This is a genomic window from Candidatus Pseudoscillospira sp. SGI.172, from assembly GCF_050313575.1.
Classification (GTDB): Bacteria; Bacillota; Clostridia; order Oscillospirales; family Oscillospiraceae; genus Vermiculatibacterium.
On the sequence record NZ_JBNPLQ010000026.1, the window covers coordinates 1 to 14,978 of the forward strand.

18 protein-coding genes, 1 riboswitch and 1 other annotated feature are annotated in these 14,978 nt (G+C 62.2%); of the genes, 12 read left to right on the top strand and 6 right to left on the bottom strand.

Annotation, left to right across the window (positions count from 1 at the left end):
- The 7 genes from ACQRD3_RS10180 to ACQRD3_RS10210 form a co-directional block, all read left to right on the top strand.
- Positions 1-315, top strand: a 315-nt coding sequence (locus ACQRD3_RS10180; RefSeq protein WP_427781335.1) for a hypothetical protein, incomplete at its 5' end; no start/stop codon positions are given.
- Positions 316-647: 332 nt separating this feature from the next.
- Complete coding sequence (locus ACQRD3_RS10185; RefSeq protein WP_427781337.1) at positions 648-1,268, top strand: hypothetical protein; 621 nt, start codon at positions 648-650, stop codon at positions 1,266-1,268.
- Between the two features lie 63 nt (positions 1,269-1,331).
- Positions 1,332-1,601, top strand: coding sequence for a DUF1294 domain-containing protein (locus ACQRD3_RS10190; protein ID WP_080906919.1), 270 nt, complete (start codon positions 1,332-1,334; stop codon positions 1,599-1,601).
- A 184-nt stretch (positions 1,602-1,785) separates the two neighbouring features.
- A complete protein-coding gene (locus tag ACQRD3_RS10195) occupies positions 1,786-2,436 on the top strand; it encodes a TrkA C-terminal domain-containing protein (RefSeq protein WP_158082915.1) in 651 nt (216 codons plus the stop codon).
- The gene (locus tag ACQRD3_RS10200) at positions 2,423-3,535 is read left to right on the top strand and encodes an ABC transporter ATP-binding protein (protein WP_080906917.1); all 1,113 of its coding nucleotides are present in this window, start codon (positions 2,423-2,425) and stop codon (positions 3,533-3,535) included. Before ACQRD3_RS10195 ends, ACQRD3_RS10200 begins: the two co-directional genes overlap by 14 nt.
- Positions 3,532-4,173: an ABC transporter permease gene (locus tag ACQRD3_RS10205; protein ID WP_427781339.1), complete on the top strand. Its 642-nt coding sequence runs from the start codon at positions 3,532-3,534 to the stop codon at positions 4,171-4,173. Before ACQRD3_RS10200 ends, ACQRD3_RS10205 begins: the two co-directional genes overlap by 4 nt.
- Positions 4,170-5,687 carry a glycine betaine ABC transporter substrate-binding protein gene (locus ACQRD3_RS10210; protein WP_427781340.1) on the top strand — a complete coding sequence of 506 codons (1,518 nt, stop codon included), beginning with the start codon at positions 4,170-4,172 and terminating at the stop codon, positions 5,685-5,687. Before ACQRD3_RS10205 ends, ACQRD3_RS10210 begins: the two co-directional genes overlap by 4 nt.
- A gap of 115 nt (positions 5,688-5,802) precedes the next feature.
- Here the strand turns inward: ACQRD3_RS10210 and ACQRD3_RS10215 are convergent, their stop codons facing one another.
- The 6 genes from ACQRD3_RS10215 to ACQRD3_RS10240 form a co-directional block, all read right to left on the bottom strand.
- On the bottom strand, positions 5,803-6,009 hold the full coding sequence (locus ACQRD3_RS10215; protein WP_080906940.1) for a DUF896 domain-containing protein: 207 nt from the start codon (positions 6,007-6,009) through the stop codon (positions 5,803-5,805).
- Positions 6,010-6,053: 44 nt separating this feature from the next.
- Positions 6,054-6,269, bottom strand: coding sequence for a DUF4177 domain-containing protein (locus tag ACQRD3_RS10220; RefSeq protein WP_080906914.1), 216 nt, complete (start codon positions 6,267-6,269; stop codon positions 6,054-6,056).
- 12 nt (positions 6,270-6,281) lie between these two features.
- Positions 6,282-7,064 carry a YlmH/Sll1252 family protein gene (locus ACQRD3_RS10225; protein WP_080906913.1) on the bottom strand — a complete coding sequence of 261 codons (783 nt, stop codon included), beginning with the start codon at positions 7,062-7,064 and terminating at the stop codon, positions 6,282-6,284.
- Positions 7,057-9,873: an isoleucine--tRNA ligase gene (ileS, locus tag ACQRD3_RS10230; protein WP_080906912.1), complete on the bottom strand. Its 2,817-nt coding sequence runs from the start codon at positions 9,871-9,873 to the stop codon at positions 7,057-7,059. Before ileS ends, ACQRD3_RS10225 begins: the two co-directional genes overlap by 8 nt.
- 28 nt (positions 9,874-9,901) lie before the next feature.
- A complete protein-coding gene (locus tag ACQRD3_RS10235; protein WP_080906911.1) occupies positions 9,902-10,096 on the bottom strand; it encodes a PF20097 family protein in 195 nt (64 codons plus the stop codon).
- 34 nt (positions 10,097-10,130) lie between these two features.
- Positions 10,131-10,350, bottom strand: a binding site (T-box leader).
- Between the two features lie 391 nt (positions 10,351-10,741).
- Positions 10,742-11,203, bottom strand: coding sequence for a nucleoside deaminase (locus ACQRD3_RS10240; protein WP_080906910.1), 462 nt, complete (start codon positions 11,201-11,203; stop codon positions 10,742-10,744).
- A gap of 213 nt (positions 11,204-11,416) precedes the next feature.
- Here ACQRD3_RS10240 and ACQRD3_RS10245 point away from each other — a divergent pair, with 213 nt between their 5' ends.
- The 5 genes from ACQRD3_RS10245 (at position 11,417) to ACQRD3_RS10265 (ending at position 14,679) form a co-directional block, all read left to right on the top strand.
- Positions 11,417-11,974, top strand: coding sequence for a manganese efflux pump MntP family protein (locus ACQRD3_RS10245; protein WP_427781341.1), 558 nt, complete (start codon positions 11,417-11,419; stop codon positions 11,972-11,974).
- A gap of 3 nt (positions 11,975-11,977) precedes the next feature.
- Positions 11,978-12,694: a selenium cofactor biosynthesis protein YqeC gene (gene yqeC, locus ACQRD3_RS10250; RefSeq protein WP_427781342.1), complete on the top strand. Its 717-nt coding sequence runs from the start codon at positions 11,978-11,980 to the stop codon at positions 12,692-12,694.
- Positions 12,682-13,482 (top strand): selenium-dependent molybdenum cofactor biosynthesis protein YqeB, encoded by an 801-nt coding sequence (gene yqeB, locus ACQRD3_RS10255; protein ID WP_427781343.1) that lies wholly within the window; start codon positions 12,682-12,684, stop codon positions 13,480-13,482. Before yqeC ends, yqeB begins: the two co-directional genes overlap by 13 nt.
- A gap of 129 nt (positions 13,483-13,611) precedes the next feature.
- Positions 13,612-14,358 carry an XdhC family protein gene (locus ACQRD3_RS10260; RefSeq protein ID WP_427781344.1) on the top strand — a complete coding sequence of 249 codons (747 nt, stop codon included), beginning with the start codon at positions 13,612-13,614 and terminating at the stop codon, positions 14,356-14,358.
- A gap of 45 nt (positions 14,359-14,403) precedes the next feature.
- Positions 14,404-14,679 (top strand): thioredoxin family protein, encoded by a 276-nt coding sequence (locus ACQRD3_RS10265; protein WP_080906906.1) that lies wholly within the window; start codon positions 14,404-14,406, stop codon positions 14,677-14,679.
- Between the two features lie 66 nt (positions 14,680-14,745).
- Positions 14,746-14,914: riboswitch (Lysine riboswitch) on the top strand.
- Positions 14,915-14,978 lie beyond the last annotated feature (64 nt).

Here is a 14,978-nt window from a genome sequence, read left to right on the forward strand (position 1 = left end):
GTTTTACGCCATGAGATACCCATCCTTGCTGTTCATAAATTTGCTGAAAGAGCAATAAGTGGACAAAGAAATGCCGCTGAAATAAAAACTTGTCGGCAAGCTTTCGATGGCCAAGCTGTTTTCTATGGAACATATGCGGTTTGGGGTAAGGATATCATTCATCTTAAAAATTTGACGGAAAGGATGTTCCCATTCGCAGCATCGTGCAGGCTGCGGTCAGACACGCGCTCACGTATGTATCTCCGCTTTGGGAGAAAAGAACCGGTATCCCCAGGCGGCAATCCTGCCTGGGGATACCGGTTCTTGGCCGGTTGAAAGGGGGCGTTTTTTGGGGGGCACACGTTTTGGCTTCTCCCCTCCTTACCGCTTTGTTCCGAAGATGCCGCAGGCGGTATAAAATGTGAGGGCCCCCTTTCCCTAGTTTCCCAATTTGATAAACATAGAAAATCGATTCTGTGTACGCCCCGCCGGGGAATGTGCAGCCGCTCAATGTGTTCGATCAGCCCGTGGGTGCGCCTGTCCAACGGATCCGTCAAGGGCCCGGGCTTTTTCCGGAGAGGAAATTAGGTGAGATTGCCATTCACAAAGTGGAAAGTTTCCGTTATAATATGGTATATTTCAAACAAAAAGGAATGGAGGAGCTCCCATTGAACAGCAAAGTAACCATCCGACATCCCGAGCTGGTGGCCATTGACGGCGCCGACGGAAAGATCTATTTCGGCGGAAGGACGCAATGGCTGCCGGAAGAAATGCGGCAGCTTCGTGGCGGTGCGGTGGCGGCGGCGGAGATGATCTCCTACCTGGCTGCCACCCGGGACGACCTGGGAGATCTGTATCCGCCCCGTACCCGGCGGACGCAGGCGGAATTTGAAACACTGATGGAGCGGGTCTGGGAGGCCATCGCCCCCGGTGACGGCGCGCCCTTGACCCTCAGCGGCTTTGTGGACGGACTGAATGCATTCGCCAAGAGGGCGGGGCACCAGCTGGTTTTTAACGAACTGGACATCCGCGGTCACCGCCCCTCTGCCGATCGCTGTCAGGGCTTTATTGACGATGCCATGGTCCGGGATACGCCGGTGGCTTTTCTCAACCGTATCCACGGAGAGGACGGGGAGATCCTGCGCAACTGGTCTCTTATCGTCGGACAGGTGGGCAACCGGGTCATCTTGGCGGATGACGGGGTGCAGCGCCCCATCGACTTCCGCCTCTGGCACGACACCACCTCTCTGGGCGGCGGGCTGGTTTTTGCCATGCGCAACCCGCTGTAAAGACGGAGTGTTTTCCCGGGGCCCCGATGTCCGGCCGCCCCGAAGGAAAGGATGGAGGGCGCGATGAAGTATCTCGTTTTTTGGTGTCTGGCGCTGAGCCTGGCCGATTTTATCCTCATGGGTGTGGACAAGCGCCGGGCCAGACGGGGTGTTTGGCGGGTGCCGGAAAAGTGTTTTTTTGTGCTGGCGATCCTGGGCGGAGCTCCGGGGGCCGTCTTGGGAATGTGGACATTTCGGCACAAGACCCGACACTGGTACTTTCGGTATGGGCTGCCTGCGATCCTGGTCCTTCAGGCTGCGGCTGTCTGGCTGATCTTCCGGGGCGGAAAATAATCCTAAAAAGAGACTGCAAACTAAATTTTCGACCATCTGCACACTGGGAAAAGGGTATCCTTTTTCCGGTGTGTTTTATTTTATCTCCTGTTGAGAGAGAAGACAAACTGACGCACGATTTGACATGAATAAGTTGTCAGTATATAATGGCGTTATATTATTTACAAAAACAGGAGAACAGACCATGAGATCAACTACCATATCCCCCTACTATCTGCAGGTGGCACAGGATATTGCCGCGCGGGTGGTAAAGGGGGAATTTCAGGCCGGACAGCGGATCTACGGCCGGTCCATGATGGCGTCGGAATACAACACCTCCCCGGAGACCATCCGCCGCGCATTCCGGCTGCTGTCGGATATGAAGGTGCTGGAAGTCAAGCCGCAGAGCGGAACCGTGGTCCTTTCCGAGGACAATGCCCGGCGGTACATCAAAAATTTTGAAGCTGGTGAGACGATCCGCTCCCTTCGGGCGGACCTTCGGAAGCTGACCCAGCAATATACCCAGCTCAATGCAAAGTTCACCAGTACCATGGAGGCGTTTTTTCAGAGCCAGAGTGCGTTCTCCGAGTCGGAATTTGCGCTGCCCAGCTATGAGGTCCCGGTCTCCTCTAATTCCTCTCTCATCGGAAAAAGCATCGGAGAACTTAAATTCTGGCAGTCTACCGGGGGGACCATTGCCGCGATCCGGCGGGGTCGAAATCTGATCCTTTCTCCGGGACCCTATGCGGAGCTGTATGCCGGAGATGTGATCGTACTTGTGGGGACGCCTGCGGCAGCGGAGGCGGCGAGCAGGCTGGTTGAAGAACAAAAGGAGGAAATGCATGATCCAATTTGAGCATGTCAGCAAATCATATGGAAAGACACCCATTCTGAAGGATTTGAACTTTGTCATCCCGGATGGAAAGTTCGTCATCCTCATCGGGCCGTCCGGCTGCGGCAAGACCACTACCCTGAAGACCATCAATCGGCTGATCGCCCCCGATTCCGGCACCATTTCCATTGACGGCCGGGACATCGGGGCTGTGGACAAGGTGGATCTGCGCCGCCACATCGGCTATGTGATCCAGCAGATCGGCCTGTTTCCCAACATGACGGTGGCGCAGAACATCTGTGTTGTGCCCCGGCTGCTGAAGTATGACAAGGCGCGCTGCGATGAAATCGTTCAGACGATGCTGAAAATGGTGGGAATGGAAGCCTACGCCGACAAATATCCCTCTGAGATGTCCGGCGGACAGCAGCAGCGCATCGGAGTTCTGCGCGCCCTGGCGGCCTCTCCTCCCATCGTGCTGATGGATGAGCCCTTTGGCGCCCTGGATCCAATGACCCGGGATGCCCTCCAGGACGAGATCAAACGCATCCAGCAGAAGCTGAACAAGACGGTGGTCTTTGTCACCCATGATATGAATGAGGCTCTGAAGCTGGCCGATCTGATCATTTTCATGGACGCAGGCGAGATCGTACAGATCGCCTCCCCGGAGGAGATGCTGGAGCATCCGGCCAACGATCTGGTGCGCAGCTTTCTGGGCAAGCATGTCTCGGAGTCTCAGGTCGCCACCAAGGTGGAGGACTTTATGCGCACCAATATCTACTCCGTGAAACGGACCCGGGGCATCCGGGAGTGCGCCGAGATCATGGCCCGCAACAGCGTGGACACGCTGCTGGTCACCGACGAGGAGGAGCGGTATGTGGGCACGGTCTCCATTGCCGATCTGCGCCACTGGGGCAAAGAACTGAAAAGCGTGGAGCCGCTGGTCCGCCAGACCGCCCGGGTGGCCCGGTGCGGAGACGAGGCGAGGGAGAGCTTTGACCACCTTCTGGAGTCCGGTGAGAACTATGTGGTGATCCTCAACCAGGACGACACCATTGCCGGCCTCGTCACCAAGACCAGCGTGGCCCGCTCCGTGGCGCAGTCGCTGTGGGGGGACGGAGAATGAGTACCATCATTGAAACCTATGGCGCGCTGCTGCTGAGGGCCATTGGTGTCCATACCCTCTATGTGCTGATCTCTGTGCTCTGCGGTTCCCTGGTCGGCCTGGCGGCGGGGATCCTGCTCTCCCGCATCCCCCGGCTTTCCTTTCTCATCCTGCCTGTGGTTTCCGTCTTTCAGACCATTCCGGGGCTGGTATTCATCGGCATTTTGGCGCTGCTCATCGGCATGACGCCGGCCGCGGTCATCATTGCCCTGAGTGTATATGCGATCTTTCCGGTGATGAAGAACACCTACACCGGAATTTTAGGGGTGGAATCCCGGTATGTGGAAGCGGCCAGAGGCTGTGGGATGACAGGGCTTCAGATCCTGTTCCGGGTGGAGCTGCCCCTGTCCATGCCCACCATCGTTGCCGGGCTGCGGATGTCGGCCATTTACACCGTGAGCTGGGCCGTTCTGGCGGCCATGATCGGGCAGGGCGGCCTGGGCAACTTCATCTACCAGGGTACCTCCTCCAACAACAACACGCTCATCCTGCTGGGGGCGATCCCTGCGGCTGTCCTGGCCATTGTCATCGGCGCGCTGATCGATCTCCTGCAGAAAAAAGTGACTCCCAGGGGGCTTGACAAGGGGGTGGGCAGATGAGCTGGGCATTTTTGTGGGAACATCTGTTCCTCGTTCTCGCCTCCGGCATTTTGTCCGTTCTCATCGGCCTGCCCCTGGGGACCGCCGCATATCTGTTTCCCAAGGCCCGGGGCGTGATCCTCAGGGCTGTGGATATTTTGCAGACCATCCCCTCCCTGGCCCTGCTGGGCATCATCATGGTCTTCGCCGGACCGGGAAAGGCCACGGTGGTCATCGGGATCACCCTCTATTCTCTGCTGCCTGTGGTCCGAAACACCTGCCTGGGCCTTCAGCAGGTGGACCCCGGAGTCAAGGAGGCTGCCCGCGGGATGGGGATGGGACGGATGCACCGGCTGCTCCGGGTAGAATTTCCCCTGGCCTTCCCCACTGTGTTTACCGGGATCCGAATTGCGGTGGTAAACGCCATCGGCACCGCTGCCTTTGCCGCTTTTGTGGGCGGCGGCGGGATCGGCGTGATCCTGAACCGGGGCATCCGCATCCAGAACATGGGACTTATCCTGGCGGGCACCGCTGCCCTCATGGCCATTGCCCTGGCGCTGGACCTCCTTATGGGCTTCTTTGAGCGGGGGGCGCGCACCACCCACAGCGGAGCCAAGGCCGTTCTGCTCCCCGCCGCCGCCATTCTGGCCGCGTTTGCGCTGGTGCTTCCCTATGGGATCGAGCAGAAGGCGGGCGGACGGGAGCTGATCCTCTACGATGGGGATTACAGCGAGACCCAGCTGGTCCACCACATGGTCAAGCAGCTGGTGGAGGGAAAGACCGACCTTCAGGTGACCATCCAGGGGCAGATGTCCCAGGTGAACAACTTCAAGGCCCTCACGGGAGACAGCAGTCCCTGCGATCTGATGATCAGCTATGACGGCACGCTTCTGACTACATTTCTCCACCAGGACCCCGATGATGTGCCGGACGGCGTCAGGCTCTATGACTACGCCAATGAAGCGGCGCGGGAAGAGTACGGGGTGTATCTGCTGGATAAGCTGGGCTTTGACAATACCTATGCCATTGCCGTTCCCGAGGAGATCGCCCAACGCTATGGGCTGGAGACGGTCAGTGATCTCATCCCCGTGGCCGGCCAGCTGGTCTTTGGCGCGGAGCACGAGTTCTTTACCCAGGAGGGCAGCATGAAGTACGGGCCGTTTACCCGGTCCTACGGGCTCAATTTCCGGGACCATGTGTCGGTGGATGTGAGTCTGAAGTATGCCGCCATTGAGAGCGGGCAGTTCGATGTCACCGAGGTCTACGCCACCGACGGACTCAACCGCAAGGCGGGGCTGAAGGTGCTGGAGGACGACCGGAACTTCTTCCCCGACTACAACGGCGCCCTGCTTGTCCGGGAAGGGATCTTTGAAAGGTTTGCCGACACTGCCCCCCAGCTGGAGGCGGTCCTGGCCTCCCTGGCCGGGGAGATCTCCAATGAGGATATGGTGGAGATGACCTACCGGGTGGATGTGCTGGAAGAACCGGTGGACCAGGTGGCCCGGTCTTTTTTGACCGAGCGTGGGCTGCTGTAAGCCAAGCGCCGCCCTGTTTTGCGAAGATGCAGGGGCGATGCCTGATTCAGGACAGAAAAAGAGGGGGACAGCGCCGAAAACGGCGCTGTCCCCCTCTTGAATTTAGGGTTTTTCGTCAATCCTTCCGGGGCAGCCGATGTTTGGTGCCGTCCGGTTCCAGGATGTAGGTGCTGTCCAGGTTGGCCCGGAGGCTGGCTTTCACCGCGTCCACATAGGCCCGGCGCAGGGCGGCCTGTTCGGCCTGCTCGGCCTCGGTCAGGCCCTCGGCGGTGCGGGACTTCCGGGCCAGGGCGTTGATGCGCGCCACTTGTTCATCCGTAATCATAGATATGCTCTCCTGTCAGAGCGGAGGGACCGGCCCGCCGCTCAAGTTTCCTTTTCCCGCTCAAAGATCAGATCCACCCGGTCGATCTGGCCGGTGGCCCGCTGAACGGTGGGGATCCAGCCCGTGTAGCGCCAGCCCTCTGCGGCCCGTTGGGCGATGAGCTCCCGGTGGCCGCTGGTGTCGATGCGCAGGCCGCCGAACAGACTGTACCCCGTTCCATAGTCTGTCTCCAGAGAGACGAAATCATACTCGTACATGCCCCTCGCTCCTCACAGATACCGTTCCAGCACCAGCATGGTGCGGCCCTTTTTGGACAGCCCTCCCAGCTCCCTGAGCACGCATTTGCCCAGGCCCCGGCAGGTGATGACGTCCCCCTGGGCCACGGCCCGGTCGGGCTTGACGCAGGGGCGGTGGTTGAGTTCCACCTTTCCGGCGGAGATGAGGTCGGCGGCCTTGCCCCGGGCGATGGAGAAGCCCGAGGAGAGCACCGCGTCCAGCCGGGGGGTGCTCACCGTGTCCCGGACGGTCTTTCCCGTGACCTGGGGCGGCTCGATGCCCTCCAGGCTGATCTCCTCCGTCTTCAGCCTGACCCGGCCCGCGCTGTCCAGATTCTGCAGCAGGTAGGGGGCAAGCTCCCGCATCACCAGCAGGTCGCAGGAGTCGGGGCGGACCAGGATGTCCCCCACCTTCTCCCGTTCCAGCCCCTGGCCCAGGACGGCCCCCAGCAGATCCCGGTGGGTCAGGCTCTCCCCCGCCCGCCAGCGGCAGCGCAGAGCGGTAAAGGGCGGTTCCCAGCCGTCCTCCTCCTGCCAGTCGGGGAGAAAGGCGCACACCTTCCGCTCGGCGTCCGGAAAACCGCCGGAAAAGAGATGCCGGGGGCGGCCGGCGGCGCTCAGCAGCCGCTCCACCGCCTCCTGCTCCGCCCCCGAGAGGAAGGCGGTGCAGGCGGGGACGCCCCGCTGGGCCTGCTCCAGACGATCCAGGGCCCGGGCCAGCAGGGTGCGCTCCCCGGCGGTCTGAGCCGCCCGGTTCAAAAGCTCGGTCTTATTCACCGCACTCGGTGGCCACCACATGGGCGCAGCGGTCGCACAGCTCGGCATGGTGGCCCTCGGTCCCGATGTGGACGTCGTGGTTCCAGCAGCGGGGGCACTTGTCCCCGGCGGCGGGGTTCACCTGGACGGAGAGGCCCTCGAACTCCCTGCCCTCATAGCCCCGGGCCTCTCCCTGCACGACGGAGACGGCGGAGACGATGCACAGAGAGGCCAGCTCGGCGCTGTCCAGATGCATGGCCTGGAAGGTCTCCCACGCCTCGGGGGTGAAGGTGAGGACCAGATCGGCGTCCTGATTTTTCTTGATGCCCTGCTCGGCGCGGGCCAGCTCCAGCGCCTTGTTCACATCGTCCCGGAGGGCCATGAGCTTCTCCCACTTGTCCGCCTGGGCCTCGGAGAGGGCGTGGTCGGACTCCCACTGGGGCATATCGTTGAGCATCACGCTCTCGGCGTTGTCCGACGCGGCATGGGGCATGGCGGCCCAGATCTCGTCGGAGGTGAAGGCCAGGATGGGGGCCACCAGCCGGGTCAGGCCGTCCAGAATGGTGTAGAGGGCGGTCTGGGCGGAGGCCCGGGCGCCGGCGGCGCCGCAGTAGAGCCGGTCCTTGATGATGTCCAGATAGAAGTTGGACATCTCCACCACGCAGAAGTTGTAGATGGCCCGGTAGGCGGTGTGGAACTCGTAGCGCTCGTAGGCGTCCCGGACGGTGCGGGTCAGCTCATTGAGCTGGGCCACCGCCCAGCGGTCCAGCTCAAGCAGGTCGCCGAAGGCCACGGGGCGGTCGGGGTCGAAGCCGTCCAGGTTGCCCAGCATATAGCGGGCGGTGTTGCGGATCTTCAGATAGGCCTGGGAGAGCTGCTTCATGATCTCCCCGGAGATGCGGGCGTCCTGGGTGTAGTCGGTGGAGGAGGCCCACAGCCGGAGGATGTCCGCGCCGTAGTCCTTGATGACCTCCTCGGGGGCCACGGTGTTGCCCAGGGACTTGTGCATGGCCCGGCCCTCGCCGTCCACGGTCCAGCCGTGGGTGACGATCTGCTTGTAGGGGGCGATGCCGTTCATGGCGATGGAGGTGAGCATGGAGGACTGGAACCAGCCCCGGTACTGGTCGCCGCCCTCCAGATAGAGGTCGGCAGGGTAGCGGAGGTTGGACCGCTGGGCCACCACGGCGGTGTGGGTGGAGCCGGAGTCGAACCACACGTCCATGATGTCGCTCTCCTTGGTGAAGTGGGTGTGGCCGCACACGGGGCAGGTAAAGCCCTCGGGCACCAGCTCGTCGGCTTCCTTCTCAAACCAGATGTTGGAGCTGTGCTCGGCAAAGAGGCTGGCCACGCGGTCGATGCTCTCGGGAGTGACCAGATCCTTGCCGCAGTGGGCGCAGTAGAAGATGGGGATGGGCACGCCCCACACCCGCTGGCGGCTGATGCACCAGTCGTTGCGCTCGGCGATCATGGAGACCATGCGCTCCTTGCCCCACTCGGGCTTCCAGGTGATGGCGTCGCAGGCCTTGATGGCCATGTCCTTGATGGCGTCCACCGAGCAGAACCACTGCTCGGTGGCCCGGAAGATGATGGGGTGCTTGCAGCGCCAGCAGTGGGGATAGGAGTGGGTGATCTTCTCGCTGGCCAGCAGCGCGCCGCACGCCCCCAGATCGTCCACCACCATGTCGTTGCCCTTGGCGTAGAACTGGCCGTTGTAGCGCTCGTCGGTCATCACGCCCTTGGCGTTCACCGGCACCGGCACGCCGATGTGGGTGCCCTTGTTCTTGTCGTACCACTGGCAGATGCTGAAGTCGTCCGCGCCGAAGCCGGGGGCGGTGTGGACGCAGCCGGTGCCGGCCTCCAGGGTGACGTGGTCGCCGCACAGGACGATGCTCTCCCGGTCGAAGAGGGGATGGCGGGCGGTCATCAGTTCCAGCGCTTCGCCCTTGACCGTGCCCAGCACCTCGCAGGCGGCGAAGTCCAGCCCGGCGGCCTTGCAGACGGTCTCGGCCAGGTCCTTGGCCACCACGTAGGTCTCGCCGTTGGGCTGCCGGAGCAGCACATACTCAAAGGAGGCGTTGACGCAGATGGCCATGTTGCCGGGGATGGTCCAGGGGGTGGTGGTCCAGATGACAAAATAGGTCTTGGACAGATCGCACAGCCCGGCCAGCTTGCCGTGGTCGTTGGAGACGGGGAACTTCACGTAAATGGTGGTGCAGGGGTCGTCGGCGTACTCGATCTCGGCCTCAGCCAGGGCGGTCTGGTCGTTGGGGCACCAGTAGACCGGCTTCATGCCCTTGTAGATATAGCCCTGCTCGGCCATCTTGCCGAACACCCGGATCTGAGCGGCCTCAAAGTCGGGGGTGAGGGTCAGATAGGGATGCTCCCACTCCCCCAGCACGCCCAGGCGCTTGAACTGCTCCCGCTGCCGGTCCACGAAGGACAGGGCGTACTCCCGGCACTTGTCCCGGAACTCGGCGGTGGTGAGCTCGTCCCGCTTGACCTTCTTGTCCTTGAGGATGGCAGACTCGATGGGCAGGCCGTGGGTGTCCCAGCCGGGGACGTAAGGGGCCTGGAAGCCCATCATGTTTTTGGAGCGCACGATCATGTCCTTGAGGATCTTGTTCATGGCGTGGCCGATGTGGATGTTGCCGTTGGCGTAGGGAGGGCCGTCGTGGAGGATGAACTGGGGCTTGCCCTCGTTGCGGGTCATCATTTTGTGATAGAGGTCCTTGTCGTAGAAGGCCTGGAGCATCTCCGGCTCCCGCTTGGGCAGGCCCGCCCGCATGGGAAAGTCGGTCTTGGGCAGATGAACGGTCTGGTTGTAGTCCATGAATCTTTTCTCCTTTATGTCAATCAAATTAATACTTGGCAATGACCATGCGGCAATCCTTGCAGAGATCGGCCTCCACACCCTTCCCGCCGAGAGAAAGGGGGCTGATGGTGACGTGATCTGTCAAAAAGGGGACAGACTCCGCCGGGAGCCAGCGGATCCAGTAGCCGCCCGCGGTGAGGCGGCCTTCTTCCATTTCTTTTCCGCATTTGGGGCACTTCATACCAGTTCCTCCCACAAAAAAACGCCCTTGTCTCCGAAGAGACAAAGGCGAAAACCTCTGCGGTACCACTCTTGTTGCCCCGGGCAGACCGGGACCCCTCGTCGGCGGGTAACGGCGCCAGCCGTCGGGACCTACTGTGGGTTCAGCCCCGTCGCTCCGAGGTGATGTGTTCGCCCCTCCTCCCCTCCGCCTTGCACCCAACGGCGGCTCTCTGGGCGGGATCGGGGGGTACTTATCCTCATCACAGCGTTTTACTCTAGGCATTTTATCCGTTTTTTGCAGAGATGTCAAGGAAAAAGGGCAAAACAGAAAGAGCCGGACGCCTGCTCCTGACGTCCGGCTCTCCCTGTAAGGAAAGAGGATACAATGAAATGAAAAGAAACTGTCTCTTGCAAGGATTATGATACCCAATAGTTGTGAACGAACCAAACAAAAACTGTTACAAAAAAATTAAATCTCAAAGTTTTTCTGTCATCCTTCTGTAAAGAAGGAAAATACAAAAAGACAGCGGGCAAACCGCTGTCTTTTTGCAAAGGATTGGAGGATAGAATGAAAAGAAGTTGATGTCTCTTGCAAGGATTAAAATACCAGAAGATTGTTACAAAAGCACTCCGTGATTGTTAAATTTATGTTAAATCGCACAATCTACTCCTCTTTCTCTCTGCGCAGTTTGTTGAAAAAGTCAGCCAGCAGCGCCGCGCACTCCTCGCCCCGCAGGCCCCGGTAGAGCCGGGGACGGTGCCCGAAGCCTTCTTCAAAGAGGTTGAGAATCGAGCCGCAGGCCCCCATTTTTTCTTCCCGGGCGCCGTAATAAACCGCTGGGATGCGGGCGTTGACGATGGCCCCGGCGCACATGGGACAGGGCTCCAGGGTCACATACAACCTGGCCCGGTGGAGCCGCCAGCCTCCCAGGGTCTCACAGGCCATGCGGATGGCGGCCAGCTCGGCGTGGCCCAGGGCGTTCCCGTCCTCTTCCCGTCGGTTCCGGCCCTCCCCCACGATGCGGCCGTCGGCCCACACGATCACGCATCCCACGGGCACCTCCCCGTGGTCCAGAGCCTCCCGGGCCAGCTCCAGCGCCCGGCCCATGTATTCCTCGTCGGTCATACCACTTCTGCCCCCCTGCTTTCTTTGGATGTATCATACCCGATTTTTGGCGTCTGCGCAAGGATTTTGGTGTAAAGGAGAACCGCTTTCGACACCGTTCGGGAAAAACTGCCTAAAGATGGAAATTGTTTGAAAGCGGGAGCTGGTTTTCTATTGCTCCTGCGCGGGAATTGTGCTACACTGTACCTAATAAATTTTCAGGGGGAATTATTTTTGGTCGAGATTTTCCTCATTGCTGTCAGCCTTGCCATGGATGCCTTCGCCGTCTCCATCTCCGCCGGGATCGCGATCCCGGGCTTCGGGCCCCGGCAGGCGGCCCGCATCGGCGCGTGGTGCGGCTTTTTCCAGTTTGCCATGCCGCTGATCGGCTGGTTTCTGGGTTCCAGCGTACGCAGTTACATCGAGGCGGTGGATCACTGGATCGCCTTTGCCCTGCTGGCCCTCATCGGAGGACATATGATCTGGGACGCTCTCTCGGGCGGCGGGGAGGAGGCGGTGACCGATCTCTCCGCCCGGCGGCTTTTTCTCCTGGCGTTGGCCACCAGTATCGACGCGCTGGCGGTGGGGGTCTCCATGGCCTTCATGAAGGTGAACATCCTGCTCGCCAGCGTGCTCATCGGCGTGGTGGCTTTCGTCCTGGCGATGCTGGGCGGCCTGCTGGGCCGCCGGCTGGGGGATCTGTTCCAGCGCCGGGCCACCCTGCTGGGCGGCGTTGTGCTGGTGTGCATCGGAGTGAAGATCCTGGCGCAGCATCTGGCGGGAGCGGCGTGAGCTATGGGGATGTGGACCGAGCTGGCCCTGTGCCCCGACCGGCACCGCCTCGTCGCCCTGGTGGGGGGCGGCGGCAAGACCACGACTCTCTATGCCCTGGCCGCTGAGGCGGTCGCGGGAGGGCGCACGGTGGTGGTGACCACCACCACACACATTATGCCCCACCCCCGCCTTCCCCTCACGGAGGAGCCCGCCGCCCTGCCCGCGCTGCTGGCAGAGCACCGGGCGGCTACCCTGGGGAGGTGGGACAGGCCGGGCAAACTCGCCGGGGCGGTGCCGCCCGAGGCGCTGGAGGGACTTGCCGATGTGGTGCTGGCCGAGGCCGACGGGGCCCGGCTGCTGCCCCTGAAGGCCCCGGCGGACCATGAGCCGGTGATCCCCTCCTGCTGCGGCGCCGTGGTGGCGGTGGCCGGACTGGACAGCCTGGGAGAGCCGGTGGAGCGGATCTGCCATCGCCCGGAGCGGGTCTGCGCCCTCCTGGGGGTGGGGCCGGAGCACCGGGTGGCGCCCGCCGATGTGGCGGCGATTCTCATGAGCCCCCTGGGGGGGCGGAAAAACGTCCCCGCCGGGGCGGCGTTTCGGTGCCTGCTGAACAAGGCGGACACGCCGGAGCGCCGGGCGGCGGGAGAATCCATCCGGGAGCGGCTGGCGGCACAGGGAGTCCCGGCCGCTGTCCACAGCTATGGGGAAAAGGAGCGTGGGGGCCTGTGCTGGTTTTGATCAAGGGCGCGGGGGATCTGGCCACCGGCGTGGCGGTGCGGCTGCGCCGCAGCCATTTCCAGGTGGTCATGACCGACTTGGCCCGGCCCACCGCCGTCCGGCGGTCGGTGGCCTTTTCGCAGGCCGTCTACGACGGCACGGCCACGGTGGAGGGCCTCACCGCCCGGCGGGTGTCCGGGGCCGACGAGGCCCGTAGGGCGCTGGAGGCCGGAGAGGTCCCGGTCCTGGTGGATCCCGCCGCCGAGATTTTGCATCGGCTTCCCTTTGACGTGCTGGTGGACGCCATTCTGGCCAAGAGGAACACCGGCACCCGCATCACCGACGCCCCCACGGTGCTGGCCCTGGGGCCCGGCTTCACCGCCGGGGTGGACTGCCACGGGGTGGTGGAGACCATGCGGGGCCATGATCTGGGTCGTCTGATTACCGATGGCGCGGCCGTTCCCAACACCGGCGTGCCCGGGGACGTGGGGGGCTTCACCGCCGAGCGCATCATTCGCGCGCCCGCCGACGGGGCCTTTGAGCCGCTGGCCGCCATCGGCGAGCGGGTGGAGCTGGGGCAGCCCGTGGCCCGGGTGGGAAACGCGGTGGCCGCCTCCCAGCTCACGGGCATCGTCCGGGGGATGCTCCCGGCGGGGCTGACGGTTTTCGCCGGGATGAAGGCGGGGGACATCGATCCTCGCTGTGAGCGCCGCCACTGCTTCACCGTTTCGGACAAGTCCCGGGCCATTGCGGGCGGCGTGTTGGAGGGAATCCTCTTTTTCTCGAAAAAGAGACTTGAAAAGCTTTGACAGAGAGACAGCCGCGCTTGGGGCTGTTGAAATAGGCCGGACCGATTCCCGGTTTTTGAGAGGAAATGGTTCAAAAAGTTCCGAACAGAAAGTGTTTCGTTTGCCTGTTGCTGGAAAGGAGGGCTTCCCTTGTCCCGTCTCATTCTCTGCGGCGCGGGCCATGTCTCCCGCGCCCTGGCCCAGGTGGCCGCCCTGCTGGAATTCGAGCTGTGCGTCCTGGACGACCGGCCCGAGTTTGCCGACCCCGCCCGCTTCCCTGCCGGGGCGCAGGTGCTGGCGCTGCCCTTTGACGAAGGTTTGAAGCGCCTGGGCAGCCGTCCGGATGACTTTTTCTGCATCCTTACCCGGGGGCATACCTGGGACAAGGCCTGTCTGGCCCGTATTTTAAACGGTCAATTCGCCTATGTGGGAATGATCGGCAGCCGCCGCAAGGTGGCCGCCACCATGGAGGCGCTGGCCGCCGAAGGCTATTCTCAAGAGCGGCTGGCCGCTGTCCACGCCCCCATCGGGCTGATGCTGGGGGGACAGACCCCGGCGGAGGTGGCGGTGGAGATCGCCGCCCAGCTCATTCAGATCCGGGCCGAGCTGGGCCCCGCGCTGGCCCCGCCCCCGGCGGAGCCCGGTGTTTTGTGCACCATTTTGAAAAAGACAGGCTCCGCGCCCCGGGGCCCCGGGGCCTGGATGCTGGTGTGCCCCGACGGGCATACTGTGGGCACGGTGGGCGGCGGCGCGGTGGAGTATCAGGTGGGCCGGGATGCCCTGGAGCTTTGGGCTGCGGGAGAGTCCGCCCGGGAGAGCACTTACGATCTGGGCAGCGGCGCGGACCTGGGCATGGTCTGCGGCGGGCGCATCACCATCCGGTTTCAGCGCCAGTGACGGCGCGGGAGTTTGGAAGGGCAGCAGAGAGAAAGGATGAGAAAAATGAAGGAAATTCTACTCTTCGTCATGGCCGGCTGTCCCCATTGCCGTCTGGCCCTTCAGCTCCAGGAGGAGCTCTTTGCCGCCCATCCCGAGTGGAGGGACATCCCATTAAAAATTGTGGACGAGACCCGGGACCCGGCCTTTGCCGATCGGTTTGATTATTACTACGTGCCGACTTACTATGTGGACGGGCAGAAGGTCCACGAGGGCCACGCCGAGCGGGACGATGTGGAAAAAGTCTTTCGTCTGGCGGCCGGAGAGCCGGTCAAAAGCTGAATTGGGCATTTTCCGGAAAGTTTTCCTTGACACCCCTGCCGGGGCGTGATAACATAACAGCCAAATAAACCTGATAGAGGCGCGGTTCTCATGAGTACCACCGGACAAGGGCAGGCAGCCGTCCGTGGGAAAGGGAGCGCCGCCGAAGGGAGTGCCGCTGCCTGGCGGTGCTTGGCCTGGGCCGCCGGGGAAAACCCGTCGGACTGTCACAAGTGTGTGAAGCGCTATCTGGTCTGGTCGAGCCACGCGATGCCGTCCCCGTTTGTGGGGCCGGTGTTTTGGTTCTTTCATTCCACACG

Bases quoted from the DNA above. Each gene is read 5' to 3' on its own strand.
- yqeC (WP_427781342.1), top strand. From the start codon at position 11,978: ATGGGGATGTGGACCGAGCTGGCCCTGTGCCCCGACCGGCACCGCCTC.
- ACQRD3_RS10205 (WP_427781339.1), top strand. From the start codon at position 3,532: ATGAGTACCATCATTGAAACCTATGGCGCGCTGCTGCTGAGGGCCATT.
- ACQRD3_RS10195 (WP_158082915.1), top strand. From the start codon at position 1,786: ATGAGATCAACTACCATATCCCCCTACTATCTGCAGGTGGCACAGGAT.
- ACQRD3_RS10235 (WP_080906911.1), bottom strand. From the start codon at position 10,096: ATGAAGTGCCCCAAATGCGGAAAAGAAATGGAAGAAGGCCGCCTCACC.
- ACQRD3_RS10210 (WP_427781340.1), top strand. From the start codon at position 4,170: ATGAGCTGGGCATTTTTGTGGGAACATCTGTTCCTCGTTCTCGCCTCC.
- ACQRD3_RS10240 (WP_080906910.1), bottom strand. From the start codon at position 11,203: ATGACCGACGAGGAATACATGGGCCGGGCGCTGGAGCTGGCCCGGGAG.
- ACQRD3_RS10265 (WP_080906906.1), top strand. From the start codon at position 14,404: ATGAAGGAAATTCTACTCTTCGTCATGGCCGGCTGTCCCCATTGCCGT.
- ACQRD3_RS10190 (WP_080906919.1), top strand. From the start codon at position 1,332: ATGAAGTATCTCGTTTTTTGGTGTCTGGCGCTGAGCCTGGCCGATTTT.
- ACQRD3_RS10200 (WP_080906917.1), top strand. From the start codon at position 2,423: ATGATCCAATTTGAGCATGTCAGCAAATCATATGGAAAGACACCCATT.
- ileS (WP_080906912.1), bottom strand. From the start codon at position 9,873: ATGGACTACAACCAGACCGTTCATCTGCCCAAGACCGACTTTCCCATG.
- ACQRD3_RS10220 (WP_080906914.1), bottom strand. From the start codon at position 6,269: ATGTACGAGTATGATTTCGTCTCTCTGGAGACAGACTATGGAACGGGG.